We start from the raw sequence: 25,859 nt of genomic DNA, 5'->3' as shown, positions 1-25,859 counted from the left end.
GTTAGGTGAACGGTCAATGAACACGCAGGCAAGCTTGAGCGCATTGGAAGAAACGGTCTCTTATTATTTGGAGCAATTACAACGGATCGGCGAGGAGCAGTTGAGCCTCCGGCCAAGCGAAGAAGAATGGTCGCTTGGCCAATTGTACAACCATCTGATCGGCGCGACTCAGTATATGAGCTTGCGCAATATCGGACTTTGCCGGGAAGGGGATAAGGAAACGATTGTCGTCGGCGGCGCCAAATCGGAAGCGGGGGAGGCGGTTTTTCGGAACGGCGGTTTTCCCGATGCGAAGATCTCCGTACCTCCGTCGCCGCAGTACACGCCTCGGCAACCGAACGGCAAAGAAGAGTTGTCCGAAGGGTTGCTTGGCATCGTCCGGCAGATGCGAGACATCGAGCCGACGTTGCGAGAAATATCGCCCGAGAATGCGGCGAACCATCCCCGTCTCGGAGCGCTTACCGCCAAGGAATGGTTTCAGCTCGTCGAAATGCATTTCCGCCATCATCTGAAGCAACTGCATAGATTGCAGCAGTTTGCGGGAATAGGAGCTTCATGAACAAAACAGACCGAATGCTAGCCATTATTCTGGAAATCCAGCGCAAGGGCATTCAACGCGCCGAGGACTTGGCGACCACTTTCGAGACGAGCGTGAGGACGATCTACCGGGACGTTCAAGCGCTTAGCGAAGCGGGCGTCCCGATTTTCGGCGCCCCGGGCACGGGATATTCGCTGATGGAAGGGTACTTTCTGCCTCCCGTAAGCTTCTCGGCCGACGAAGCCGTGGCGCTGATGATCGGCGCGGATTTCATCGAACAGCGATTCGATCGGGAATACGGGGAGCGGGCGCGAACCGCCCGCGAGAAGATCGAAGGCGTCCTTCCCTCGGATGTCCGCAAGGAAGCGGAGCTGGTTAGGGAAACGATGAAGCTTCTCGTTATGGCCAGGGAAAAAATCGTCGATGAGGCGGAGAGAGCGAGCGTAGCGCGGCTTCGACGGGCGATATTGGAACGACGCAAAGTCGCCTTCGGTTATCTTAAAGCGGCAGCGGGAACGGTGGACGATCGGCGAAGCGTTCGTACCGTTCGGCCGTACGGGTTATCGTTCATCCTCGGTTCATGGTTGTTGGTAGGGTACTGCGAGCTTCGCCAAGAGATTCGGCATTTTCGGCTTTCCCGGATGACGGAATTACAGGATCTGGAGGTAACGTTCTCGTTGCCTCCGGATTTTAGCATGAGCAAATATGTTCCCGCGAACGATCGCTCGATTGAGGTGCGCGTTCTGGCGAGTCCGGCGATCGCGGATCGGGTGAAGGAATCGAAATTTTATTTCGTTGCGTCGATGGAGGAGGTGCCCGAGGGGGTGCTCGTTACTCTGCGCGTAAGGGATCCCGAGGACGTACTTCATTGGGTGCTGGGCTGGGGAGCGGAAGCCAAGGTGCTCGAGCCCGAGAGCCTTCGGAGCCAAATACGGGAAGAAGCCATGAGAATGCTTGAGCGATGCTAAAGAAGACGGGGCGTAGGAACGAGTTTCCCGGCAAAATAATGTGCTACAATTGGCTTACGTATATAGGGAAGGATGGGGAAGCATGCAGCCTTTTACCGCAAGGGTAATCGAGATTATTAGAGGAATTCCGGAAGGATATGTCATGACTTACGGACAAATCGCGGCTAACGCGGGAAGCCCGAGAGGGGCCAGACAGGTCGTTAGGATTCTGCATTCGCTTACCGCGAAGCATGACCTGCCTTGGCATAGAGTCGTGAACGCGAAAGGTGAAATCGCGATTCAGGAGGGCGAGTCTAAGTATATGCAGAAGCACTATCTGGCTAACGAAGGAGTCGAGTTCGGCTTGAACGATGTCATCGACCTCGAAGTCTATCGCTATAACCCGTAGGCTGCTATGCCCTCTGCTCGAAGAGCTTAGCGATCTCAATAATCACGTTAGTGGCCTTGATCATCGTATCCACCGAAACGTATTCGTACCGCCCATGGTAATTCTCGCCGCCCGTGAAAATATTAGGGGTAGGCAAGCCCATATAAGAGAGCTGGGAGCCGTCGGTCCCGCCGCGAATCGGTCGCACGATCGGCTCGATGCCAAGATTGACCATCGCTTGGTGGGCGATATCGACGATTTCTTTTACCGGTTCGATCTTCTCGCGCATGTTGAAATATTGATCTTTGATTTCCAGCACGATTCGCTCTTCCCCGTAAATCGCCTTCAGATCCTCCACGATGCTAGTTAACTGCTCTTTTCTCCCGATGAACCGTTCCCTATCGAAGTCTCTAAGGATGTAGTGCAGCTTGGTTTCTTCTACGTCGCCTTGGATGGAGATCAGGTGAAAGAAGCCTTCGTAGCCTTCGGTATGCTCCGGCGCTTCTTCCGCGGGCAGCCGGCGGTTAATCTCCATCGCGATCTTCGCGGAGTTGACCATCTTCCCTTTGGCCGTGCCGGGATGAACGATTTTCCCCGTGCAAGTAATCCGTGCCACGGCGGCGTTAAAGCTCTCGTACTGCAGCTCGCCTAACGGTCCGCCGTCCATCGTATAGGCGTAACTCGCGTCGAATGCGGCGACGTCGAAACGGTGAGGTCCTCTTCCGATTTCCTCGTCCGGCGTGAAAGCGACTCTGATGCGTCCATGTTTAATTTCCGGGTGCTGAATCAAGTAAGCCATCGCGGTCATAATCTCCGTCATGCCGGCTTTGTCGTCGGCGCCCAGCAATGTCGTCCCGTCGGTCGTGATCAAGGTTTGGCCCTTGTAGCCCGCAAGCTCGGGGAAATCCCGAGGAGATAAGACGATTCGCTGCGCTTCGTTCAGTACGATGTCGTTACCGTCGTAGTTCTCGACGATCCGGGGGTTAACGCCTTTGCCGGTAAAATCGGTCGCCGTATCGATGTGAGCGAGGAAGCCGATCGTCGGCACTTCCTTGTCCGTGTTCGCGGGCAAAGTCGCCATGACGTAGCCGTTGCCGTCGATCGTCGCATCCTGCATGCCGATCCCCTTCAATTCCTTCACCAGCATCCGCCCAAGTGTTAACTGGCCTTCCGTCGTGGGGCATGATTGGCTGCTCTCGTCGGACTGCGTATCCACTTGCACGTAGGTTTTAAATCTCGCTATGATTTCGTTTTTCACGTTTCGCTCAACTCCTTGAACCTATTTTACCAAAGTTCTGAGCGAGTATGAAACTTCGGCCGCCCGCGTTATCCCGTTTGCTCAGAATTCTTCGGACAAGCCCGCCTGAGCGAGCGGGATAGCGGCAAAAATCGACTCAAGCGCTGGTGTGAGAATCGATGATCTTCCGGACAACCTGCATTTTAACAGCGGAGATCGGACTAGCGAACGTATTGTCCTCGCGGATGGCGGAACCGAAGTGAACTTCCGGGACGCCGGTTTCCCTAAGCACTTCATCCAGCGTATCCGGGGTCAGACCATGGCCGGCTAGAATGCGCAGGTTCGTATGCCGCGCCGACTCGTTCAACTCGCGAAGGCGAGCGATCGCCCGCGGAGCGGGAGCTCGTCCGCCGGAGGTGAGGATTCGGCTGATAGGCGAATAGGCGGTGAGCGCTTGCAAAGCCCCTAACTGGTCCCGCACTTCGTCGAACGCGCGATGGAACGTGACGTCCAAACCTTCCGCGGCGGCGAGAAGCTTCTCCAGCGCGGGGAAATGGATGCCCCCGGCGGAAGTAAGCGCGCCAAGCACGATACCCGCGGCACCGGCGCGCCGGATCGCTTCGATGTCCCGCAGCATAACGCCAAGATCTTCGTCGCTATAGCAGAACGACTGGCTGTGCGGACGTACCATGACGTTCACGGGAATATTCGCGGCAGCTACCGCCGCTTCGATCAAGCCGACGCTCGGGGTCAACCCTCCTTCGGCGATGCCCGTCACCAGCTCGATCCTGTCGGCCCCGAGCCGTGCCGCTGCTTTGACATCGGCCGCATTAATCGCGATGACTTCAAGAATCATGACTAGACCCTCCCTTGTGCAGGTTGTGGCTTTGTTGCATGGCGTAATCGGCTAACAAGCGGACTCCGAATCCCGTAGCGCCCGCCGCTTCATATCCGCGGTCGGCAGGCGCTTGGACGGTATTGGCCATGTCGATGTGCGACCAGCGAATGTCCCTTCCGACAAAACGCCGCAAGAACAACGCGGCGGCATTAGCTCCGCCATAGGGGCTGGAGCTGATGTTGTTAAGATCGGCATACTCGCTATGCAACAGTTCCTCGTCATCGTCGACCAAGGGCATCGGCCATATCCGCTCGCCGCATTGTTGCCCAAGACTTCGCAGAAGCTCCGCGCTATCCTTATCTCCCCATACGCCCGCTACCCGCAGCCCTAGCGCATGGCCGACGCTCCCGGTTAAAGTTGCGATATCGATGATTTCTTCCGCGCCCAAGCGCTGAGCGTGGAGCAACGCATCGGCGAGAATCAGCCTGCCTTCCGCATCGGTGTTGCCGACTTGAACGGTTAATCCGTTCGGATATCGTATGATGGAAGAGGGCAGAAGAGCTCCGGCTCCGGGAACGTTATCGGCAACGGCGATTAGCGCCGCGACATTGACGTCAGCCTCGCTGCGGACAAGGTAGTCGAACGCGCCAATGACCGCGCAAGCGCCGCCCATATCGTATCGGGCTTCGCTTAAGTCGCGTCCGGTCTTCACGTTCATGCCGCCCATATCGAAGGTCATCCCTTTGCCGACCAATGCGAGCAGGGGACGCGATGGATCCGGCGCGTAAGTCAGCTCGACCAGCGAAGGACTATGCCGGCTGCCTTGACCGACGGCCAGAAGGCCGTTCATTCCGTGCCTCTCCAGCTCAGCCCCCCGGTAGATCTTGATACCGACGCTCGTCCGCCCGGCAAACAACGTTTCAACTTGCGCGACCAGCCGTTCCGGAGTCATGACGTTGGCCGGCTCGTTGCACCAGTCCCTTGCCAGCGACGCGCATTCCGCGCGGAGGCGCGCCCGTCCAATCACATGCGGCCAATCCGTAGCTTCTTCGGTTCCGAGAACGAGAGACAACTTCTCGATCGAGGATGGCCGTCGATTTTGTTTGTACTTATCGAAAGTATACGCCCCGAGCAGCCAACCTTCCACCCAAGATTCCGCGATAGACTTCGCGTTTAAGCCCAAGGCCGTCAGCCGCGACGCCGAAGCATCTAACGCTACGGCGACGGAGCGATAGCCTTCTCGGCCAATGGCGCGCGAAGCGCAGCCGGCAGCCCGTCGCAATTGTTCCGTATCGAGACGATCCTGGGATCCCAGGCCGACGAGCGCCCGGTGCCTGCTGCCGCGGGCGCCGTACAAAAACGTAACTTTTCCCCCCGCAGTCATAGTTGGCATTAGGTCAATCTCCAGCCCGGTCGCTGCCTCATCTCCCGCGAACGCGAGATAGAGCAGCAAATCGGCCTCTTCGGCGGCGTTATCCTTGCGACCTATAATCTTAACTTCCATGTCAGCTCACCTTGCCTTCCGATCCGAGTAATCCAAATTAGCAAGCTCGTATATGGCTTGTGCGTACAGAGCGGTTGCCTTAAGCAGGCTATCGATAGAAATCGACTCGTCCGGTTGATGGGCGGTATCGGCTTCTCCGGGAAACAGCGGCCCGAAGGCAACGCAGTTGGCCAGCTTGCAGGCATAAGTCCCTCCGCCGGTGGAGAGGAGAGTCGCTTCTTGTCCGGTCTGCTCCATATATAGCGCTTGGAGCTTCGTAATCATCGGATGATCCGCTGGTACTTGATGCGGCGCTTTGACGATCGGCGGAGTCAGCTCGAAGCCGTACTTTCCGATCTTCGATTCGAGCTTCGACACGATGGCATCTCCGCTCGTGCATGCCGGAAAGCGAATGTTCAGATGGAAATATGCTTCGGCTAAATGCGGTTCGTATCGGAGCAAGCCTACGTTGACCGTTAATGGACCCGTTATCTCGTCGCGGCAGGCGATGCCAAGCGCCTCTCCGGCGGTGTCTCCCGCGAGGCACTCGACCGCTCCCTTAATAAATCGCTCATCGTTTCCCGCGAAAGGATGGGTATATAGAAACTCCAAAAGGCGCAAGCCCGCGTTGTTTCCGGTTTCCGGCGCCATGCCGTGAGCGGATCGGCCCGTTAACCGGAATACCGCGACGCCGTTGTCCGCGGTCAAATCGGAGGCGATCTCGCCCGCCAGAGCTTTTTTAGCGCAGTAAGACCAAAAACCGGAGATGAGCGCCCCAAGCCGGTCCGGGCTCCCTTGGACGATCGCTTCCGCGGAATCGGGAACCATGTTCGCGGCGGTTCCGGAGATGAAGCTCCGCAGTTTGAACGGTTCCGGCCCGACTTCCTCGCGGGCTTCCATCTTTTCGGTCCAACGGAGGGTCATCCGGGAATTGACTTGTCCCTTCTCCGCATGGACGATCGGGAAATCCGCGTCCGGCGTAAAGCCCGCTATAGGCGGCCTTTCATGGCGATTATAGGCGTCCATGCAGTTCATTCCGGTTTCCTCGTCCGTCCCGACGATGAAACGAACCCTGTGGCGGAGCGGCAAGCCCAGCTCCTTGACGATAAGCAACCCGTATAACGCCGCGATCGCCGGCCCTTTGTCGTCGAGCGCGCCGCGGGCGTAAAGACGTCCGTCCCTTATAGTCGGCTCGAAGGGCGGAGTCGTCCAGCTTCCGCTGGCGGGAACGACGTCCGCATGGCACAGAATCGCAATGTAATCGTTCGTATCCTCATTGTCGTTCACCTTCGCCGCCCGCCCATAGCCGTCGTACTCGGCGTAACCGACAATCCCGTCGAGACTCACGGTCCGCAGCCCTTCCCGACCGGCGATATCCAGTACATAGGCGAGCGCTTTGGCCGATTCGATTCCGAGCGGCATTCCGGGGGCCGCCGTTCCGGCATCCTTCACGCTCGGAATGGCAAGAAGCGACGACAAGTCGCGCAGAAGCGCTTCTTGCCGTCGCCGGACTTCGTAGTTCCAGTCGATGTCGTTCATCCCATCTTCTCCTGACGCAACGTAAATATGCTGCGATTCTCGCCGATCACGAGACCGTTATCGTTGCGAATATTCGGGGAACCGATTCGGTACATCCGGTCGATCGTTTGTTGATTGCCGTAACCGATCTGCTCAAGGATGGAGGCGACGGCGATCGGCCATTCGTCCTCGGAACCGTCCGTTACCTTCAGAGCGAACGCCAACCGTTCCTTCTTGAGCGCGAAGCAGTAGATGCCTTTGGCGCCGCCCTTGGCGACGATATTGTCGTCCATCAATAGGTTCGGGCAGATTAAATAATCCGCGGAAATCATCTTCGGATAAGCATTCATGAGCGACGTGATCTTCACGACGGCTTGCCGCAGCCGCTCGTCCGGAATGAGATCGGGACAGGCGAGCTTCAGGAAGGCGATCGCCATGTTCCGAAGCGGCATGCCGAATACCGGGAAGCCGCAGCCGTCCGTTCCGATACGGATATCCTCCACGGGACATTCCGAGAGCTCGGCCGCGATCGCGGCGATTCGCTTCTGCGCGGGATGGTCCGCGGAATAGTAATCTTCCAGCGAATACCCCATTCCGATGCAGTAGGAGAGGACGCCGAGGTGTTTGCCCGAGCAATTGTGGTAGATCCGCCGTTGCGGCTTATGCTCCGCGACCAGGGCGTCTCTTGCATCCGCGTCCAGAGGATAAGTAGGCTTGCAGACGAGCGATCGCTCGTCCAAGCCCAGCTTGCTCAGCATCCCTTCGAGCGCCTCCACGTGATAGGGGAGCGCCCGGTGCGAGGCCATCATAATCGCTTGCTCCTCGGGAGTGAAGCCGAACCGATCGTCGAACCCTTCCAAGAAGAAGGGGATTGCTTGGATCGGTTTGGCCGCGGACCGCATGAACGTGACCCATTCCGGATCGCCGGAGCGATAAGCGATACCGCCCGTTTCGTCGACGCCGCATACATGTCCATAATGCACGTTCTCTAGATAGCCGCCTCGATATTCTAGAACGAGAGGCTCAGCGCCGCCCGTCGACTCGTTCCCGCGCATAGTGCCTCCCCTCGTCATGGGAGCAGCTCCAATTCGATTACCGTGTCGCGTTCGTCGGCCAGCTTCGCGCCTTTGAGGGTAATGAAAGCGCCGCTGTCGATGTCCGAGTATTGCTCGGCCATCCATGGCAGCTCCACTTTAAGCTCCGTGCCGTCTTTCAACAAGCGCGCCCGCTTGATCTTGCCTTTCAAGCCCGCGAAATAGATCGGTCCGATGCCGCGGTCGAATACGTGCGCGTACAGCTTGTTGCCTCTTTGCGTGTAACGTCCCCATTCCGGCTTCGCCAGCCCGGAAGCTCCGCATCCATAGATGCTGTCGCCGTTCAACCGCAGCCATTCGCCGACCTCGGCCAATACGTCCAAGGACTCGCGGGTAATCTCGCCTTTGGCGTCCGGTCCGACGTTAAGCAACAGGTTGCCGTTCTTGCTGACGCATTCGACGAGCGTGCGAATGACTTGCGCCGCCGATTTATATTCGCGGTCGCCCGAGTGGTAGCCCCAGTTGTCGTTCAACGTAATGCAGGCTTCCCATGGTATGGAAACGCCGTTCACGTCCACGATGCCGCCCGGCGGGATAATCTGTTCCGGCGAATAGAAGTCTCCGGCGTATACTTCCGGCTCCGCCGCGCGGATGTCGCCGCCCAGACGGTTGTCGATGATGATGTCCGGCTGAATGGAGCGGATCATGCGAATGAGCTCGGTCGCCTTCCATTTCTCCCCGGTCATGTTGTCGTAGGAGAAGTCGAACCACATAATGTCGATCTTGCCGTAGTTCGTCAGCAACTCGCGGACTTGTCCGTGCATGTATTCCAAATAACGATCGAAGTCGATCGGCTTGTCTTTGGCCGCTTCGTTGTCGCGATCCGGGTGAATCCGGTCGCCGTACCCCGGATAATCGGGATGGTTCCAGTCGATGATCGAATAGTAGAGTCCCACGCTAATGCCTTCCTCGCGGAACGCGTCCACGTATTCGCGAATGAGGTCGCGGCTCGCCGGCGTGTTCGTCGCCTTGAAATCGGTAAGCTGGCTATCGAACAAGCAGAAGCCGTCGTGGTGCTTCGTCGTCAACACCGCGTATTTCTGCCCGGCTGCCTTCGCCGCCCGCGCCCAAGCCCGAGGATCGTACCGGGCCGCGTCGAATTCGTCGAAATACACTTTATATTGCTCGAACGTCATTTTCTCGTTGCCCCGAATCCATTCTCCCCGGGCCGGAATCGAGTATAATCCCCAATGGATGAACATGCCGAACCGATCTTGCAAGAATAACCGCGTTCTCTCTTCTCTTGTACTCATAACTAGCAGCCTCCCAAGTGATTAAGCTCGTGATGAATCGGAGGGACCCGTCCATGTCGCCCATGTCACGAGTCCCCCTCGACCTATTTATTTGGTTTGCGCGTCGTAAGCTTCTTGGTAAATCTCTAGCAGATGCTTGAGGTTCATGCTATCAAGCGTCTTCACGTACGTATCCCATTCTTTCTCGACGTCCGCGTCTCCGATGACGAAACGGGCAAGCATCTCGTCTACGTAGTCGTTAACGGTTTTGGAAAGATCGGCGACTTCGGTCGCTTGCTCGTTCGTCATGAAAAGCGGAGGAACGGTAGCGATGTTCGTCGCTTTGTAAGGCTCGTAGTTGTTTTTCGTTTCGTTGTACAGAATGACTTCGAGATCGTCTGCGCCTTTGCTGACCGCGCTCAGGCGGAAGTCGTTGGATCGAAGGGCGGGACCCGTTTGCGCCCAGTTCACGTTCTGGACTTCTCCGAACGATTTGAGCTCCGACCATTTCGCCGGTTGTCCGTTAATGCCGACTTCGCCGTCGGTCGCGTTGCGCCATTCTTGGTCGGGACGGCCGTAGTTGCTGCGAAGCGTATGTTCGTATTCGTACAATCCGTCCGCCCAACGAAGCGCGACTTCCGGATTTTTGGCTTTGTTCGTGATGAGAAAGGAACCGGTCGTCAAGCTCGTCGCGTCGGTCGGCGCGTATTGAACGCCGGAAGGGCCTTTCAATGCGGGAACGGTTACGTATTCGCTCCAACGTCCGCTTTCTCCGAGCAATTGAGTGAATACGCCTTGATGTCCTCCGGTGGATGCGCCGAGAAGAACGGTGTCCGGATTTTCCCCGACTTGAATGAGCTGGTTGTCGTCTTGCGTGAACGATTCCGGAGAAATAAGGCCTTCGGCGTACATTTTATTCAAGTATTTCAAGCCTTCTTTCCACTCCGGCTTCGTGAAGGAAACGTCAAGCTTGCCGTCTTGAACGTACAGATGCTTGGTCGTGCCGTATACCGGGTTGTAGACGAAGGAGTTCATTAAGAAAGCGTCGATGGAAGATCTCCACGATTTCGGAGAGATGGACAGCGGAATTTCGTCCGCTTTGCCGTTGCCGTTAGGATCTTGCGTCTTGAAGGCTTTCAGCACGTTGTACAGTTCCTCGGTCGTCGTAGGCATTTTCAGGTTCAGCTTATCGAGCCATGGCTTGTAGATCCACATCTTCTGGCTCTGGGAACAGTGGTAACATTCGTTGACTTCAGGCAGGGAGTAAATGTTGCCGCCCGGCGCCGTAATCGCGTCTTGGATGTCCGGACGATCGGCGAACAGCTTCTTCGTCTGCGTGCCTTGCTTCTCGATCAGATCGTTGAGCGGCAGGAATACGCCTTGGGAACCGTAGATCATCTCTTGAGCCGGAGACACGTTCATTCCGAAAATCACGTCCGGATAATCTTCGCTCGCCAGCACGAGATTCAGCTTCTCCTGCATGCTTTGCTCGGGAACGACTTCCCATTCGATATGGACGTTCGTTTTCTCTTCATACCATTTGGTGAATTCGTTGGTGGAGAAATCCTCTACGAGCGGGTTGCCGCGGACCATGACTTTAAGCGTTACTTTTTCCTTGGTAATCGGATAAGTTCCCGGCTCGGTCAGCAGGCCGTTCTCGGCGCTGGCGCTTCCCGCCGGAGCGCTGGAAGCGGCGTTATTCCCGTTGTCCGAGCTGGAGCAAGCGGATAATACCGCCGAAAGCATGAGGATTGCCGCGATTAGGGTGAACCATGATTTTTTCATATAGACCCTCCAATAGTGGTTGCGAAGTGGGTTAACCTTTAATGGATCCAATCATGACGCCTTTCACGAAAAACTTCTGAACGAACGGATAGATCAGAAGCAAAGGCACGGACGATACGACGATAAGGGAATACTTCAACAGCTCGCGAAGCCCTTGGCGGGCAGCGGCCGATTTGACGTCGCCCAGCATGTCGATCTTCACTTCGTTCTGGACAAGAATGTCCCTTAGAATCAACTGCAATGGATATAAGTGCGGGTCCTTCAAGTAGATCATCGCGTTAAAATATTGATTCCAGTGGCCGACCGCGTAGAATAGCGCGATGACGGCGATAATCGGTCCCGATAACGGGATGACGATCCGGAGCAGGAAGCGGAAATCGTTGCAGCCGTCCAGCTGCGAAGCTTCCAATAGCTCGTGAGGGATGGTCGTTTGGAAATAGGTCCTCATAATGATGACGTTCCATACGGAGAGCGCGGTCGGAATGAGCATCGCCCAGACGGTGTCGATCAAATGCAGGTCTTTCACGACGAAGTACGTCGGGATGAGGCCGCCGCTGAACATCATCGTGAAGACGAAGAGCAGCATGAACGCGTTGCGTCCCCGGAAATCTCCCCGCGACATCGGATAAGCGGCCATGATCGTCATGATGACGTTAATCAGCGTACCCGCCAGCGTATAGAAGATCGTGTTCTGAAATCCGGTAAGAATGTTTTTGTTTTTGAACACGGCCTTGTAGCCGTCTAACGACGGATCTACCGGCCATAGCCATACTTTGCCCGATAGCACCGCGTAGCTTGAGCTGAACGAAGCGCTGACGACATAGATGAGCGGATACAGAACGACGATCAGCGTGATCGAGAGCAGGATGTAGTTCGCGATGTTGAACGCGCGGTCGCTGCCCGACTCCCGAATAACGGACTTGTTCATGGTTTTCGTCCCCCTTACCATAGGCTTTCCTGCCCGACTTTCTTGGCCGTCTGGTTCACGATGATGAGCAGGATGAATCCGATGGCGGCTTTGAACAGGCCGATGGCAGTCGCATAAGAGAAGTTAAGGGCTTGGGAAACCAGTCCGACTTTATAGACGTAAGTGTCTATAACCTCGGATGCCCGCAGGTTCAGGGCGTTCTGCATGATCAGGATTTTCTCGAATCCCGTCTCCATGATTTGACCCGTATTGAGGATCAATAGAATAACGGCGATAGGCATGATGCCCGGAATATCGATGTGCCGCATCCGTTGGATCTTGTTCGCGCCGTCCATGACGGCCGCTTCGTGAAGCGACGGGTCTATGCCGGCAAGCGCGGCCAAATAGATAATGCAGGCGAAGCCGACATTCTGCCAGACGTGGGACCAGACGTAGATGGATTGAAACATCGACGCTTCTCCCATGAAATTGATCGCGTCTACTCCGAACCATCCGAGCACCGTGTTCACGATGCCTGTCCGAGGGTCAAGGAACTGGAACAGCAACCCGACCACGACGACTAGAGAGATGAAATAAGGCGCGTAAGTGACCATCTGTACCGTTTTCTTGAATCGCTCGTTCTTCACGTAATTCAATCCTAGAGCAAGCAGGATCGGAAACGGGAAGCTGGCGGCCAACGTGTAGAAGCTGATGGACAACGTGTTCTTCAGCAACCGCCAGAACTCATAGGAATTGAAGAAGCGCTCGAAGTGCGCGAATCCTACCCACGGGCTTCCGAACATGCCTTTCGTGACAGTGAATTGCTTGAACGCGATTACGCTTCCGAACATCGGCACGTACTTGAATAAGATGATATACAGAAGCGGCAACGCGAACAGCGCATATAACTGCCAACCTTTCCGTACATCGTTTAAAGTTTTCAGCTGCGATCCCCCCTCGGCGTATGACTTGGTGTATCCGGCCGGTGATTCGAAGTATAGGGGGTGTAAGCGTTTTCGTAAATCAGACAGATTCAAGGACTATTCACAATTTTAGAATGACATGTAAGCGCTTTTATTCCGTATTCAGATGCTATTCATTTGTTTAGATTCCGCTGCGCGAATTTCTGCGAAACTCCGTGGCACTAAGGCCGTTGGCTCTTTTGAAAGCGCGGCTGAACGAGTTTAAGGAATAATATCCGACCCATGCGGAAATTTCGTTGACAGGCATGTCGCTCTCGGTCAGCATGCGTTTGGCGTGAGTCATTCGGACGTTCTCCAGGTACTCCGAGAAATTGACCCCGGTCTGTTCCTTGAAAAAATAGGAAATATACGCTTCCGAAGTGTTGAACCGGTCGGCAAGCGTCGTTAGGCTTAAGTCGGTTTGCATATATTGTTCTTCCAAATGACGAATGAGATCGTCCTTTAATTGTTTGTTATGGCTTTTCTTCCGGTCATGCTGCTTGCGGCACAGTTGCAGGAAGGCGGCGGTTAATTGCTCGAACGCCGCTTTCGGAGAGCGTCCGGATTCGGAAGCGAGCAGCGCCGCTTCGACCTCCTCGCTCTGCCTGTCGGAATCGCCGCCGGATTGCTCGCAGCATTTCAGGAGCGTTCCGGTGATTTCGTTAACGAGAATTTTGTACACGGCGGTCGGCAGGTTATTCTGATGCAGGTTATTGTCCCGGATTTGCTCCAACAACGCCTCGGTTTCCGGCAAGCTTCCCGATTTCACCAGATTGATCAACCGAAGCTCGACGTCCGGCGGATAATAGTACGCGGGGAGAGCGGAGCTCTCGTCGTCGTGAAAAATAATAGGACGGTCTTCGGACCAGCTTTCTCTATGCAACAGCAAACGAGCTTCTTCATAGGAGCGGCTGATTTCCGTCATTTGCAGGTAGCAGCCGCCGACAGGCATGTACGTGAGCACGTTCAGCGAGTGGGCAAGCCGGCCGTGAAGCTCCTTGAGCGTATGGCGAATATCCTCCAAGAACGTAGACGTCGATTCCGAATCTCCGTTAATGAGCAGGCCGATCTGGTTCTCTCCGAGATCATGCGTCGAGATCGTTCTGCCGTAAGCTTTGGAGATGACGTCCCGAATGGCGATTTTGCGGAAATCGAGTTCGGTCAGCATCTCCTCGTTGTAGGTGCCGTCATAACCCGCAATGACTAGAATGCCGACGGCGAAATAGTCGCCTTCCCACGCTTGGCGGGAATGCTCCATGGCGACCGCGATATCTTTATTGGACAAGTAGTGACCTCTAAGCAGGCGATCGTAGAATCCGCTCCGAATGAGCGGAACTTGCTGCTCCATTTTCTCCGACAGAAAATCATGGCTATGAATCAGGTTCGTAACGGACGAGCGCACGTAATCCCACACCTTGCGGTTCGGAGCCGCTTCCGCGTTCGCGCGTTGGGAAGGCAGTACGCGAAGCAGCATCCACAGCGGACGGCTGTTGCGATAAGAGAATAGCAAGGCTGCCAGCAGACCGATAGCGAGGCTGAGCAGAATAATCGTGAGAATGAGTTGCTTGAAGTATTGTACCTTCTCCAGCACGTACGCTTCCGGTTGGGCGGACAAATAAGTCCATCCGTTGAAGTGGGAAGTCGTTTTCGTAACGAGCATGCGATTGCCGTCGATATCGAGCGGAGTGAATCCGTCTTTCAGGTCGGCCGCCCATGCGATATCGGTTTTGGTTCCGGTACGGCTGATGATCTGACCCTTGTCGTCCGTAACGAATGCGAAGCCGCCGTTGCTCGAATCCAGCTTGCGAAGCAAGCTGTGAATCTGGGTATTGTCGATAAGCATGAGAACCATTCCGGAGCGACCTTGTTTACCGAAAGATTGCATATAGGAGATGACGGAATGGTTTTTGCCTTTATAGACGGCGGGTTGACCGGGCGAGAACGTCTTCGCGCTTGGCCGATTCGTCAGCTCGTCGAGCCATTCCTCGTAGGATTGCCCGTCGTAACGGAACTCCAGATCGTAAAATTGGCGCAGCGAGTAAGAACTGCGGGGGGAAATGACTACTTCGCTCCGAGGGTACACGACGTAGTAGTCCAGAATAAAGTGGTTGAACAGCGAATAGTCGAACAGATCCTTCTTCAACTCGAGAATTCGAATCGGATTCGTCCCGAAGAAGGGTTTGTCCACGAATTGAAAAGACTGAACCTTCGTGCCGTTGGCGACCTGCTCCGCGATCGTCTCCAGCTCCTCGAAGCGCCGGTCCATGATCTCCTTAGTTTGTTCCATTACGGCATAAGCCGTTTCTTTAGTATGGTTCTCTACCAAGGAAGAAGTTTTATCGTAAGCGTATAAGCCGACGGTTAGAAAACCCGCCAGCAATATCGCATAGGGGATGAAAAAGTGGATCCAGACCTTGATGCTTCCTCGGCCTTCTCTTGGCATGCTAAACACTCCTTGATGTTTGAATCTGGTTGGCAATCTGGAAACGCTTACTCGATCATAACAAAAAAAGCACGGATTCGGTATGGATATGTCAGGATGTTAGCGTTTATTGCGAAAGCTTTTGGACATAGATAAGGAGATGCATCCTAGAGTAAGGAAGAGGGTTCGGCATGAGCGACAGGACGAGCGGCGAGAACGAGATCAAATCGGGGCCACAACCTTTTGTTTTCGACAATTTACAAGAAAACATCGGATACCTGCAACGCATGCTGCATACGCCTAGCGATCTCGTTACGAGAGTGTTGACGGTCGGAGGCGGGCCGCGCATGTGCGCGGTCATCTGCATCGACGGATTATCGGACAAACAATTCATTCACGAACAGATTATCTATAACCTCCAGCATGATAGGGAGACGATTCGGGAACAGACTACGGATTCGGGAGAGAAGTCAGATATTCTTACCGAGTTGTCGAAGGGGATTCTGGCGGCGCATCAAATCAGCCGGACCGAGAAGTGGCATGAGATTATCGATGGCGTGCTGTCCGGCAACACCGTTCTATTTATAGAAGGCGAGGATCGCGCGCTGCTTATCGGAACGCAGATGTGGGCGGGACGGTCCGTCGAAGAACCGCCGACCGAGGCGTTGGTCCGCGGACCTCGCGAAGGCTTCACGGAGGAGATCGCTACGAATATCGCGCTCGTCCGCAAAGGGATTCGGGATATTAACCTTCTCTTCGATACCTACACGATCGGAAGGCGTTCTCGCAAATCCCTTGTCCTCGCCTATATTCAAGGGGTAATGCATCCCGATTTGGTCGAGGAAGTGAAGAGAAGATTAGCGTCATTGGACATAGACGATGCGCCCGAGTCCGGGACGGTCGAGCAGTGGATCGAGGACAGTTTTCTGTCCCCGTTCCCGCAAATTCTGCATACGGAGCGGCCGGATAAAGTACGGGCCGCGTTGTTACAAGGCAAAGCGGCGATCCTTCTGGACGGCACTCCCTTCGTGCTCCTCTTGCCTACGACGTTCGTGTCGCTCATTCAGTCTCCGGAAGACTATTACGAGCGCTGGATCATCGGCTCGCTCATCCGTTTGCTTAGATATTTGGCCGTGTTCATCTCTTTGTTTTTCCCGGCGTTGTATGTGGCGTTGGTTTCTTTTCATCAAGGGATGATCCCATTTAAACTTGCATTTTCCATCGCCGCCGCGCGGGAGGGGGTTCCTTTTCCGGCGTTAATCGAAGCCTTGCTCATGGAAGGTACCCTGGAGCTGCTTCGCGAAGCCGGGGTACGCTTGCCTAAGCCGATCGGCCAAACGATCGGTATCGTCGGGGGATTGGTTATAGGAGAAGCGGCCGTAAAAGCGGGGGTAGTCAGCCCGATCATGGTCATCGTCGTTGCCGTTACGGCTATCGCGTCGTTTGCAATTCCTTCATACAGCGCCGGCATTGCTTTTCGTATTCTGCGTTTCGGGATCATTCTGGCGGCGAGCGTTCTGGGTCTCTTCGGGATCATTCTCGCTTTTATCATGATCAGCCTTCATCTCGTGAGGTTGACGAGCTTCGGCATTCCCTATTCCGCGCCGTTCGCTCCGTTGTTTGCCCATGACTGGAGAGACTTGCTCATCCGGGCGCCGATTACCTTCTTAACCAAACGACCCGAATATATGCAAACCAAGAACGTTAACCGCGCTAACAAAAGAGGGAACGGATCATGAAATCCTTTGAATACGGGGATGGCGAGATCGGAACGAGGGAGGTTTCCTTCGGGGTAAGCAACATGGTTATCGGCTTCGGCGTACTGACTCTTCCGCGTACGATGGCCAATATGACGCAATCCTCGGACGGCTGGATGTCTATCGTTCTGGGCGGTGCGGTCGCGCTGTTCATGGGGTGGGCGATCGCTAAGCTGACCACCCGGTTTCCCAAACAGGGCTTTCGGGATATGGCCGCGGCCGTAACGAACAAGACCGTCGCGAATATGACGACGTTGCTTTTCGCGATATATATGATGCTCTTCGTCAGCTACGAGGCGAGAGGCGTCGCCAGTATCTCGAAGCTGTATTTGTTCGACAGAACGCCCGTGGAAGCGATAAGTTTGTTTTTTTATGGGTTCTTGCTTACGGCGTCATAGGTTCGAGCGCTTCTTTGCTGCGCTTGAATCTTCTGTTCCTGCCGGCCGTGCTGTTGATGGTGCTCGTCGTATTCGGCATGAATATCGGCGCTTTCAATTTTCATAATCTGAAGCCTATGTTCATAACGGATTGGAAGGATATCTTATTCGCGACTCAAGGTACCGTGTTCTCTTTTCTGGGCTTTGAAATCGTATTGTTCTATAACATCTGGATCAACAAGCCGAATCGAACGGTGAGGGCGGTTATGTCCGGTTTGCTGCTCCCGCTTGTCTTATACATCGTCGTGTTTATTAGCGTCATTGGCATTTTCGGGTCTTCGGTTACGCAGAATACGTTGTATCCTACGGCGGAATTGGCCAAGCAGGTGGAAATTCCGGGCGGGTTTTTCGAACGATTCGAATCGATTTTTTTCACGATATGGGTCATGACCCTATTCAATACGGCGGCGATGGCCTTCGACGTGACGATCGTGGCCGCGCGTTCCGTCTTCCCCAAGACGCAGCGGATAACCTGGATTGTCTTTCTCTGCCCGGTTATTTATCTCTTGTCTATGCAGCCGCGGAACGTAAAGGAACTCGAAATTTTCGGGCAGTGGATTAGTTATGCGGGAATCGTGATCGGATGGGGCTTCCCGATCCTCTTGCTGTTGCTGGCCAAACTACGGGGGGTTAAGGGCGATGGGCAGAACGTGTAAGGGAATAAGCTGGCTGTTCGGTTTAGCGATCCTGACGGGATGCTGGGATAGAGTGGAGATCGAGGAGAGGGGCTTCGTGATCGGAACGGCCATCGATGCCGCGGCCAACAATCAATTCGTTCTTACTTTTCAATATGCGGTTCCTAGCGCTTTCACCGGGGGGTCGGACATGGACGGGAAGAAGGGGGAGGCATTTCTTAACGTTATGGAACAAGGCCGCACGCTGTTCCGGGCAGCAAGAAAGATGTCCAACGAATCGAGCCGTTCCCCCTATCTGGAGCATAATAAGATCATCCTCGTGTCGGAAAGATTGGCTAAAGAAGGGAAATTGGAGGAAGTGCTGGATCTGTTCTTGAGGGATCATGAGATGAGAAGGGCGGCTAAGGTTATGATCGCGGAAGGCGAAGCGAGAAAACTGCTGGAGTTAAAGCCCAGAATCGAGAAATTGCCCGTCCTCTATATTAACGCCACCGCGGAGAACCCCAAGAAGAGCGAATCGATTACTCCGCCGACAAAGATCGGAGAAGTGCACAGGTTTTTGCTGGAGGAATACAGCTATGCCTTGCCCAAGATTTCTGCCGAAGGCACTAAAATAAAGGTTAGCGGCGCTGCCGTATTTAACGGATACGACAATAGGCTGAGGGGATTTCTGAGCGCGGATCTGACTTCGGGGAGAAATTTTTTCAGAGGTACGGTCAAGACGGCGACCGTGGAAATCGTCGTCGAGAATCAGCTTGTCGCGTTCGAATTGAAGAGCGCCAGTCGCAAAATGAAGGCGAGCGTATCCGATCCCGAACATCCGGTATTCGATATCCATGTCGCCGTCAGCGGCAATGTAGGAGAATCCTATACGCAGGCGGATTTGCTCAAACCGAAGATCATGGCCGATATCGAGGCCAAAGTGAGCGCGAAAATCGCCGAAGCGATGGATGACGTTCTGAACAAGGCGCAGAAGGAGTACCGGTCCGATATTCTTGGGCTGGGAGAGCATCTCAACGAAAACCATCACCGCGCGTGGATGAAAATCCACGACAATTGGGATCACGGGGAGAATCTCTTCTCGCGTGCGCGGGTCAATATTCACGTCAAAACGAAGCTCAGAATCATCGGTTCTATCGAGAACTCGCAGCCAAAGAGGTGACCATAGTTGTGGGAAATGTTGGCGGGCAGGATGCCTTCCTTATCGCTCTTGCTCCTTGCGGTTTTGTCCGCTATAGTTCCATGGGGCATCTATAGTATTAATCAGGCACTGCATCGACAAGGGGATCCTCCTTGGAAAAAGAAGTGATAGGTGGCGGCTGAGGATGTGGGCAAGCTTTATTCCGATCCGCCGCCGTTAGCCGAGTATCGGCTTCGCCGTCTCGCATAGGGTAACGTGCTTCTGCAAGCCCGCGAGGTCATTGTAAAAGAGGAACCTGAAATCCTGCGGAGTATTGTCTGAAAGTTCGAATAGGCGAATACATATATAAGGCGACACTTAAAATGAAAGCGCAAACATGCCGCGAGGAAAGATTCCTAATCCCGATCAATAAGGAGAGATGGCGATGGGAACGCGTTTGATGTCCGAGTACTTGATTAAAAAGCATAATCCGCAGCTGAGATACGTAAGAGCCCATACAAGCGGGAAAAACATGGCCACGATATATGCATGGAACGATGATTTGAAGCTGTCCGAGCAGGAGTCCGCCTCGCTGAAGTCGTTTGCGTCGGGTTACTTGTCATCATACGTTTGCTACCAGGTCAAGGAATATTCCAAGATTCAAGAGGATCGGGTTCCGCAAGCGTATGAACTGCCGGAGAGCATCGTGCAGACGGCAATGACGCGGGAGTTGGATCAATACGGAATCGTGGCGATCATTAACACGATGCTCGCGAGCGGCGGGATGGCTTTCAGCAGGTACGACTTAAATACGGGGATATTGCATTTCAACGTTCATACGAGAACCGTCCTTACGGAAATCGAGAGAGAGCTTATCCGCAGATACGTGTCCGAGATCATACCGCTCGGTTATCGATGCGAGGTCGGCTACTTCAACTAATAGACAGGCTCCCTTCGCGCTTGCGATACTGATTCAGATCGCGCATCTGTATGGGGCGGCGAAAACCCGGGAAACCTACAGAGGTGCCTATAAGGCGCTTTACGGCTTGTCCGGACCTTCATCGAATCTTCATCGAACCTTCATGGTAAGTTCATGAAGGGATTCCGTTCCCATGTTATCATTAATTTATATTTAGATTAAGTATAAATTAAGTATAAATTAAGCGGAGGGATTCACAATTCACATGACCACCAACACAAACACGATCACGATAAGCGCCGTCTTGAACCAACAGATTGCCAACTGGAACGTTCTTCATATGAAGCTTCATAATTTCCATTGGTACGTGAAAGGGCCGCAATTTTTTACGCTTCATGCGAAATTCGAGGAACTGTACACCGAGGCTGCCGGGCATATAGATGTGTTAGCCGAAAGGTTGCTTGCCGTTGGCGGCCATCCGGTAGCGACTCACGCGGACAGCCTTCGCTTGTCGACCGTTAAGGAAGCGACGGGCGAGGAATCGGCGGAACGGATGGCTTCCGCGGTTGCGGAAGACTTCTCGCATCTGGTTGGAGAACTTCGGCAAGGCATCAAGATCGCGGAATCGCTGGACGACGAGGATACCGCGGATCTATTGCTCGGCATTAAGACGGGATTGGAGAAACATATCTGGATGCTTAACGCCTTTGTTGGACAATAATCCCGTATCACGCGTCGAAGATAAGGAGCCTGGAATTCTCGAGGACTCCTTTTCTTTTTTTATTAAGGTATTGACATTCCCTTTAAATTGTATTATCTTAAATTTAAGATAAATGAAATTGAGAGAACGGCTAACTTAGAAAGGAGGCGAACGGGATGGAAAGCAAACGCGATGTTTCGCTCGATCTCTATATTGCCTTAAGCCGGGCGAGCCAATGGGTGAACGCTCACGCGGATCGGGACATTAAGCGCTATGGACTGAACCGGACCGAATTCGGCGTTCTCGAGTTGCTTTACCATAAGGGATCCCAGCCTCTGCAGCAGATCGGCGGCAAGGTGCTTATGAGCAGCGGCAATATCACCTACGTCGTGGATAAGCTGGAGCAGAAGGGTTTCGTGCAACGCAGGTCATGCTCGGAAGATCGGCGACTCATCTACGCCGACTTAACCGAAGACGGCCAAAAGCTGATCGACGACGTATTCCCTCAACATGCCGAAGTCATTCATCAAGCCGTAAACGGATTGTCGGACGAGGAGAAGGAAGTCGCCAATCTGTTGCTCAAGAAGCTGGGTAAATACGCGCAAGAAGGTTTCAGATAGCGAGTTGCGGTGGCAAGCAAGCTGGTTCGGTCATACGCAACCGCTAATCTCATCCCATATATCTTAATTTTGAGATTCTTTAATTTAATGTAAAATATAGAAAGAGGAGACACAACCATGAGCGATTTTATACCCCTTCTGAAGTCACGCAGATCGGCGATGAAGTTCGTGCCGAACATAGAAATCCCGGAACAAGAGCTGAACGAAATGTTCAATCTGACCAAATACGCTCCCTCGGCGTTTAACTTGCAGCACGCCCATTATGTCGTGGTCACAGATCCCGAAAAGAAAAGCAAGCTGTATGAAGCGGCTAATAAGCAATATAAAGTGCAGACGGCATCCGCGGTCATCCTTGTACTGGGCAATACTAACGCCTATCTGGACGTTGGCCCGATTAATGAAGGTTTGTTGAACTTAGGCGTAATGAGCAAGCAGGAGTACGACATGACCGTCGAATCGGTGCTCGGCTTTTACGAATCGAGAGGCGATACGTTCAAGCGGGACGAAGCCGTTCGCAATGCCAGCCTGTCGGCGATGCTGTTCATGCTGGTCGCCAAAGAGAAGGGTTGGGATACTTGCCCGATGATCGGCTTCGACCCTGCCGCCGTTAGCGCGGAGTTGAATATTCCCGACGCTTACGTGCCGGCTATGATGATTACGATAGGCAAGGAAGACACGACGAATCAAAGACCGCGCGGCTATCGCAAGCCCGTTGGCGAATTCGTAAGCTATAACGCGTTTTGAACCGATATCATTAAAGGAGACGATAAAAATGAGACAACAAACATCAGGAATTCACCATGTAACGGCATTCGTAAGGAATGCTCAGGAGACAGTAGATTTCTATTCGGGCGTACTCGGACTGCGGCTCGTGAAAAAAACGATCAATTTCGATGCGCCGGAAGTGTACCACCTGTATTTTGGCAATGATGCGGGGAGCCCTGGGACGGTTATTACGTTCTTCCCGTGGCCGACGTCGCGCCAAGGACGCATAGGAGGCGGGCAGGTAGGGATCACTTCTTACGTCGTACCCGCGGGAAGCTTGGATTTCTGGAAAGCGCGTTTCGAGAAGTTGAATATTCCGGTAACGTTAACGACGAGATTCGGCGAACAGCTTGTTCAATTGAGCGACCCGGACGGATTGCGGATCGAGATCGTTGAGCGGGATCAAGGTCCGGCAAGCAAATGGGCATTCGGAGGGGTGCCTGCCGACAAAGCGATTAAAGGCTTCGGCGGAGCGGTATTGTTCAGTACGGCTCCGGCGCGGACGGCAGCGGTGCTGGAACAGGTTATGGGATTGGAGAAAATCGCCGAGGAAGGCGACTTTGCAAGATTCCAAGCGACCGGAGATTTAGGCAATATCATCGACGTTAACGTGTCCCCGATGGCGCAGGGAATCGGAGGGGCGGGTACGGTTCACCATATCGCTTGGCGGGCGAAAGACGACGAGGATCACGCGCGCTGGAGAAGCGTCGTAGAAGAGGGCGGGTTCCATCCGACGCCGTTCATTGACAGGCAGTACTTCAACGCGATCTATTTCCGCGAAGAAGGCGGAATATTGTTCGAGATCGCAACCGATCCTCCGGGATTCGCGCGGGATGAGCCGGCAGAGACGATGGGCGAGAAGTTGATGCTGCCCGAATGGTTCGAGGCCCATCGCGAACAGATCGAGCAAGGGCTGCCCCCTATTCAAGTACGCGTATTGGAGGCTGATCAACGGTGAAGCACATCTTCAAGCAAGGCGTTAACCCGAATGCGCCGACGCTCGTTCTATTGCACGGAACGGGCGGTACGGAGCATGACCTGCTCCAATTAGGAGATGCGATATCGCCGGAGTCTTCGGTTCTGAGCGTGAGAGGCAACGTGCTGGAGAACGGCATGCCGCGTTATTTCCGGAGATTGGCCGAGGGAGTGTTCGATATCGAGGATCTCGTCTTCCGAACGAAGGAGCTTAACGACTTCCTGGATCAAGCCGCGGCTGAATACGGGTTCGACCGTCATCGCCTAGTGGCCGTCGGTTATTCCAACGGAGCTAATATTGCTGGAAGTCTTCTGTTCCATTACAAAGGGGCGTTGCAAGGCGCGATTCTTCATCACCCTATGGTCCCTATCAGGGGCATGAAGCTGCCGGATCTTACGGGGGTTCCTATCTTCATCGGCGCGGGAGACAACGACCCGATCTGCTCGCCTCAAGAGACGCGCGAGCTCAAAGCGTTACTGAACGGTGCCGGAGCGGACGTCACCGTTCATTGGGAGAAGTTCGGTCACCGGTTAACCTCTACCGAAGTAGATGCAGCCGCTGCTTGGTTCCGAACGCGGTTCGAGGAGGAGCAGTCATGATAACGATCGATCCCGCCGACCAGAGCGAACGGGACAATTACAAGCTTATGATCGGAAGCATCATCCCTAGGCCGATCGCCTTCGTTACCACCTTGTCGTCCGATGGCGTATTGAACGCGGCTCCTTACAGCTATTTCAATATCGTGACGGCTAATCCGCCCATGGTATCCATATCCGTACAGAGGAAAAACGGGGAACGCAAGGATACTTCGAGAAATGCAATCGAGACTGGCGAATTTGTCGTTCATATCTCGGATGAGTCTTATGTTAGTCAGATCAATGTTACGGCAGCCAATCTTCCCCCGGAAGAGAGCGAGGTTTCGCTAGCCGGACTGACGCCGGTTGCCAGCGAGAAAATAACCGTTCCGGGAGTTGCGGAAGCCAGAATCCGCATGGAATGCATACTGGAGCAAGCTATTCCGCTCGGCGGCGACGGACGATCTCCGGCATGCGACCTGCTGATCGGTCGGATCGTATGTTTTCACGTAGATGACACATTATACGATAGAGGGCATATCGACCCCGGTAAGCTAGCGCCGGTCAGCCGGCTTGCCGGCAGCTCCTACGCCAAGCTAGGCGATGTTTTCGCCATCGAACGTCCCGAATGAAATCGCGATTAATCGAGAACAACCAAGGTTATGCCTTTTGATACGGCATCCTCCTTGGTTGTTTTTTTGCGGCTTTTTTGGGTAGGTTATTACGGTGGCACGAAGCCGTTGGGACAGAGGAGGCGCATATGGTTAAAGCACGACGTTCGGCTAGCCGTTCCGGAAAATTAGATCGACAGACGCTGCTGCTGCTTGCGGTCAACGGTCTCTTCATTACGGCTAGCGCATTATCCGGCACTTACTTCGGAGTATACATATGGAAAGCGGCTAATGATTTTCTAAGGATCGGTTGGTTTTCGCTGTTCAGCCATCTCTTCATGGGATTGACGTTCTGGATCGCCGGCAACAGCGTGAAAGAAGGCAACAAAATGATCGTGTTGAGGCTGGGAATCGGGTTTTCGGCCGTGTTCTATGCTTCGGTGCTGCTGCTCGGAAGTCAGGCCATCCACTACGTATGGCTGCTCGGAATGCTTCAGGGGGTAGCGAACGGGATGTTCTGGCTCGCTTTTAACGTCGTTTATTTCGAAATCACGGATGCCGGCAACAGGGACAGGTTTAACGGACTGTCGGGCGTAATTGGAGCACTCGTCGGCATGATCGTTCCCTGGAGCTCCGGTTACTTGATCTCGCGCATGGGGGGAGAAAGCGGTTATAGAGCAATATTCATCCTCTCGTTCTGCATCTTCGTGGTAGGGATCGCGGTAAGCTTCTTTCTCCGCAATCGGAAGACGGAAGGACAATACGACTGGGAATGGCCGTATCGTCTCCTGCGTAATCTGAATACGGTATGGCGACCTGCTTTAGGAGCGCTTGCCAGCCAGGGAATACGGGAGAGCGTCTTCGGGATCATGATCGGAATTCTCGTCTACGTTCAAACGGGAAGCGAAATGCAGCTAGGGAATTTCGCGTTGATCACGTCCGTCGTGTCGTTCGTTAGTTTCTTCGCGGTAGGGAAATGGTTGAAGCCCGCTTGGCGCAATCAAGGAATGAGGATAGGCGCGATAGCTCTGATTGCCGCTATTTTCCCTCTTTTCTTCGGTATCAGTTTTACGACGCTGCTTATATTCGGAGTGGGCGCCGCGCTGTTCTTGCCGCTCTATATGCTTCCGATGACCTCTACGGCATTCGATCTCATCGGACAAGACGACGACAGCGTCCGGCAGCGGGTCGAGTACGTCGTTGTCAGGGAGTTGGCGCTGAACTTGGGCAGAATGACGGGAATGGCGATCTTTATGTGTACGATCTATATAAGCCGAGAGCCGTTAGTCATGAACGTGCTGTTGCTCTTCGTAGGCAGTTCGCCGTTGTTGAGTTGGTTGTTCATGCGTCATGTGTTCGCGCGAGTCGGGAATAGGCGAAGGTTGACGTGAAA

At 54.1% G+C, this 25,859-nt stretch carries 23 protein-coding genes and 1 pseudogene; 14 read left to right on the top strand and 10 right to left on the bottom strand.

Going from position 1 to position 25,859, the window contains the following annotated elements:
- Positions 1-16 precede the first annotated feature (16 nt).
- From FPL14_RS12430 to FPL14_RS12420, 3 genes are all read left to right on the top strand, one after another.
- Complete coding sequence (locus FPL14_RS12430; RefSeq protein WP_182303250.1) at positions 17-559, top strand: DinB family protein; 543 nt, start codon at positions 17-19, stop codon at positions 557-559.
- Positions 556-1,506, top strand: a complete 951-nt coding sequence (locus FPL14_RS12425; RefSeq protein ID WP_182303249.1) for a helix-turn-helix transcriptional regulator — start codon at positions 556-558, stop codon at positions 1,504-1,506. The genes FPL14_RS12430 and FPL14_RS12425 overlap by 4 nt, the downstream gene beginning before the upstream one ends.
- 82 nt (positions 1,507-1,588) lie before the next feature.
- Entirely contained in the window at positions 1,589-1,894 is a 306-nt protein-coding gene (locus FPL14_RS12420; RefSeq protein ID WP_182303247.1) for an MGMT family protein, read from the top strand.
- A 4-nt stretch (positions 1,895-1,898) separates the two neighbouring features.
- Here FPL14_RS12420 and pepT read toward each other — a convergent pair whose 3' ends face one another.
- The 10 genes from pepT to FPL14_RS12370 form a co-directional block, all read right to left on the bottom strand.
- A complete protein-coding gene (pepT, locus tag FPL14_RS12415) occupies positions 1,899-3,131 on the bottom strand; it encodes a peptidase T (RefSeq protein ID WP_182303245.1) in 1,233 nt (410 codons plus the stop codon).
- A 136-nt stretch (positions 3,132-3,267) separates the two neighbouring features.
- Positions 3,268-3,966 (bottom strand): copper homeostasis protein CutC, encoded by a 699-nt coding sequence (locus FPL14_RS12410; protein WP_182303243.1) that lies wholly within the window; start codon positions 3,964-3,966, stop codon positions 3,268-3,270.
- Positions 3,956-5,452, bottom strand: coding sequence for a leucyl aminopeptidase family protein (locus FPL14_RS12405; protein ID WP_182303241.1), 1,497 nt, complete (start codon positions 5,450-5,452; stop codon positions 3,956-3,958). The genes FPL14_RS12410 and FPL14_RS12405 overlap by 11 nt, the downstream gene beginning before the upstream one ends.
- Before the next feature lie 6 nt (positions 5,453-5,458).
- A complete protein-coding gene (gene pepV / locus FPL14_RS12400; protein WP_182303239.1) occupies positions 5,459-6,970 on the bottom strand; it encodes a dipeptidase PepV in 1,512 nt (503 codons plus the stop codon).
- Positions 6,967-8,004 carry an asparaginase gene (locus tag FPL14_RS12395; RefSeq protein ID WP_182303234.1) on the bottom strand — a complete coding sequence of 346 codons (1,038 nt, stop codon included), beginning with the start codon at positions 8,002-8,004 and terminating at the stop codon, positions 6,967-6,969. Before FPL14_RS12395 ends, pepV begins: the two co-directional genes overlap by 4 nt.
- A 14-nt stretch (positions 8,005-8,018) precedes the next feature.
- Positions 8,019-9,296, bottom strand: coding sequence for an alpha-L-fucosidase (locus FPL14_RS12390; RefSeq protein ID WP_182303232.1), 1,278 nt, complete (start codon positions 9,294-9,296; stop codon positions 8,019-8,021).
- 87 nt (positions 9,297-9,383) lie between these two features.
- Positions 9,384-11,060 (bottom strand): ABC transporter substrate-binding protein, encoded by a 1,677-nt coding sequence (locus FPL14_RS12385; RefSeq protein WP_182303231.1) that lies wholly within the window; start codon positions 11,058-11,060, stop codon positions 9,384-9,386.
- Positions 11,061-11,091: 31 nt separating this feature from the next.
- Positions 11,092-11,988: a carbohydrate ABC transporter permease gene (locus tag FPL14_RS12380; protein ID WP_182303226.1), complete on the bottom strand. Its 897-nt coding sequence runs from the start codon at positions 11,986-11,988 to the stop codon at positions 11,092-11,094.
- A 14-nt stretch (positions 11,989-12,002) separates the two neighbouring features.
- Positions 12,003-12,857: an ABC transporter permease gene (locus FPL14_RS12375; RefSeq protein WP_229263895.1), complete on the bottom strand. Its 855-nt coding sequence runs from the start codon at positions 12,855-12,857 to the stop codon at positions 12,003-12,005.
- 214 nt (positions 12,858-13,071) lie between these two features.
- Entirely contained in the window at positions 13,072-15,372 is a 2,301-nt protein-coding gene (locus tag FPL14_RS12370; protein ID WP_182303225.1) for a helix-turn-helix domain-containing protein, read from the bottom strand.
- Between the two features lie 170 nt (positions 15,373-15,542).
- Here FPL14_RS12370 and FPL14_RS12365 point away from each other — a divergent pair, with 170 nt between their 5' ends.
- The 11 genes and pseudogenes from FPL14_RS12365 (at position 15,543) to FPL14_RS12315 (ending at position 25,857) form a co-directional block, all read left to right on the top strand.
- A complete protein-coding gene (locus FPL14_RS12365; protein ID WP_182303223.1) occupies positions 15,543-17,090 on the top strand; it encodes a spore germination protein in 1,548 nt (515 codons plus the stop codon).
- Positions 17,087-18,201, top strand: a pseudogene (locus tag FPL14_RS30755) (GerAB/ArcD/ProY family transporter). The gene FPL14_RS12365 and the pseudogene FPL14_RS30755 overlap by 4 nt, the downstream one beginning before the upstream one ends.
- Positions 18,185-19,342: a Ger(x)C family spore germination protein gene (locus FPL14_RS12355; RefSeq protein ID WP_182303221.1), complete on the top strand. Its 1,158-nt coding sequence runs from the start codon at positions 18,185-18,187 to the stop codon at positions 19,340-19,342. Before FPL14_RS30755 ends, FPL14_RS12355 begins: the two are co-directional and overlap by 17 nt.
- Positions 19,343-19,745: 403 nt before the next feature.
- The gene (locus tag FPL14_RS12350; RefSeq protein WP_229263892.1) at positions 19,746-20,240 is read left to right on the top strand and encodes a hypothetical protein; all 495 of its coding nucleotides are present in this window, start codon (positions 19,746-19,748) and stop codon (positions 20,238-20,240) included.
- Positions 20,241-20,484: 244 nt separating this feature from the next.
- Complete coding sequence (locus FPL14_RS12345; protein ID WP_182303218.1) at positions 20,485-20,940, top strand: Dps family protein; 456 nt, start codon at positions 20,485-20,487, stop codon at positions 20,938-20,940.
- Positions 20,941-21,095: 155 nt separating this feature from the next.
- On the top strand, positions 21,096-21,539 hold the full coding sequence (locus FPL14_RS12340; RefSeq protein ID WP_182303216.1) for a MarR family winged helix-turn-helix transcriptional regulator: 444 nt from the start codon (positions 21,096-21,098) through the stop codon (positions 21,537-21,539).
- 117 nt (positions 21,540-21,656) lie between these two features.
- Entirely contained in the window at positions 21,657-22,283 is a 627-nt protein-coding gene (locus FPL14_RS12335; protein WP_182303214.1) for a nitroreductase family protein, read from the top strand.
- Positions 22,284-22,311: 28 nt separating this feature from the next.
- Positions 22,312-23,262 (top strand): ring-cleaving dioxygenase, encoded by a 951-nt coding sequence (locus FPL14_RS12330; protein WP_182303213.1) that lies wholly within the window; start codon positions 22,312-22,314, stop codon positions 23,260-23,262.
- Positions 23,259-23,879: an alpha/beta hydrolase gene (locus tag FPL14_RS12325; protein WP_182303211.1), complete on the top strand. Its 621-nt coding sequence runs from the start codon at positions 23,259-23,261 to the stop codon at positions 23,877-23,879. Before FPL14_RS12330 ends, FPL14_RS12325 begins: the two co-directional genes overlap by 4 nt.
- Positions 23,876-24,487 (top strand): flavin reductase family protein, encoded by a 612-nt coding sequence (locus tag FPL14_RS12320; RefSeq protein ID WP_182303209.1) that lies wholly within the window; start codon positions 23,876-23,878, stop codon positions 24,485-24,487. Before FPL14_RS12325 ends, FPL14_RS12320 begins: the two co-directional genes overlap by 4 nt.
- Before the next feature lie 128 nt (positions 24,488-24,615).
- On the top strand, positions 24,616-25,857 hold the full coding sequence (locus FPL14_RS12315; RefSeq protein WP_182303208.1) for an MFS transporter: 1,242 nt from the start codon (positions 24,616-24,618) through the stop codon (positions 25,855-25,857).
- Positions 25,858-25,859 lie beyond the last annotated feature (2 nt).

The sequence above is a fragment of the Cohnella cholangitidis genome (assembly GCF_014107495.1).
GTDB lineage: Bacteria > Bacillota > Bacilli > Paenibacillales > Paenibacillaceae > Cohnella > Cohnella cholangitidis.
The sequence above is the reverse complement of the archived record's forward strand: the minus strand, read 5'-3'. Positions and strand labels throughout refer to the sequence as shown.

Coding starts and splice junctions, on each gene's coding strand:
- FPL14_RS12370 (WP_182303225.1), bottom strand. CDS start 15,372: ATGCCAAGAGAAGGCCGAGGAAGCATCAAGGTCTGGATCCACTTTTTC.
- FPL14_RS12320 (WP_182303209.1), top strand. CDS start 23,876: ATGATAACGATCGATCCCGCCGACCAGAGCGAACGGGACAATTACAAG.
- pepV (WP_182303239.1), bottom strand. CDS start 6,970: ATGAACGACATCGACTGGAACTACGAAGTCCGGCGACGGCAAGAAGCG.
- FPL14_RS12430 (WP_182303250.1), top strand. CDS start 17: ATGAACACGCAGGCAAGCTTGAGCGCATTGGAAGAAACGGTCTCTTAT.
- FPL14_RS12405 (WP_182303241.1), bottom strand. CDS start 5,452: ATGGAAGTTAAGATTATAGGTCGCAAGGATAACGCCGCCGAAGAGGCC.
- FPL14_RS12395 (WP_182303234.1), bottom strand. CDS start 8,004: ATGCGCGGGAACGAGTCGACGGGCGGCGCTGAGCCTCTCGTTCTAGAA.
- FPL14_RS12335 (WP_182303214.1), top strand. CDS start 21,657: ATGAGCGATTTTATACCCCTTCTGAAGTCACGCAGATCGGCGATGAAG.
- FPL14_RS12425 (WP_182303249.1), top strand. CDS start 556: ATGAACAAAACAGACCGAATGCTAGCCATTATTCTGGAAATCCAGCGC.
- FPL14_RS12410 (WP_182303243.1), bottom strand. CDS start 3,966: ATGATTCTTGAAGTCATCGCGATTAATGCGGCCGATGTCAAAGCAGCG.
- FPL14_RS12345 (WP_182303218.1), top strand. CDS start 20,485: ATGACCACCAACACAAACACGATCACGATAAGCGCCGTCTTGAACCAA.
- FPL14_RS12340 (WP_182303216.1), top strand. CDS start 21,096: ATGGAAAGCAAACGCGATGTTTCGCTCGATCTCTATATTGCCTTAAGC.
- FPL14_RS12350 (WP_229263892.1), top strand. CDS start 19,746: ATGGGAACGCGTTTGATGTCCGAGTACTTGATTAAAAAGCATAATCCG.
- FPL14_RS12420 (WP_182303247.1), top strand. CDS start 1,589: ATGCAGCCTTTTACCGCAAGGGTAATCGAGATTATTAGAGGAATTCCG.
- FPL14_RS12315 (WP_182303208.1), top strand. CDS start 24,616: ATGGTTAAAGCACGACGTTCGGCTAGCCGTTCCGGAAAATTAGATCGA.
- FPL14_RS12385 (WP_182303231.1), bottom strand. CDS start 11,060: ATGAAAAAATCATGGTTCACCCTAATCGCGGCAATCCTCATGCTTTCG.
- FPL14_RS12365 (WP_182303223.1), top strand. CDS start 15,543: ATGAGCGACAGGACGAGCGGCGAGAACGAGATCAAATCGGGGCCACAA.
- FPL14_RS12330 (WP_182303213.1), top strand. CDS start 22,312: ATGAGACAACAAACATCAGGAATTCACCATGTAACGGCATTCGTAAGG.
- FPL14_RS12355 (WP_182303221.1), top strand. CDS start 18,185: ATGGGCAGAACGTGTAAGGGAATAAGCTGGCTGTTCGGTTTAGCGATC.
- FPL14_RS12390 (WP_182303232.1), bottom strand. CDS start 9,296: ATGAGTACAAGAGAAGAGAGAACGCGGTTATTCTTGCAAGATCGGTTC.
- FPL14_RS12380 (WP_182303226.1), bottom strand. CDS start 11,988: ATGAACAAGTCCGTTATTCGGGAGTCGGGCAGCGACCGCGCGTTCAAC.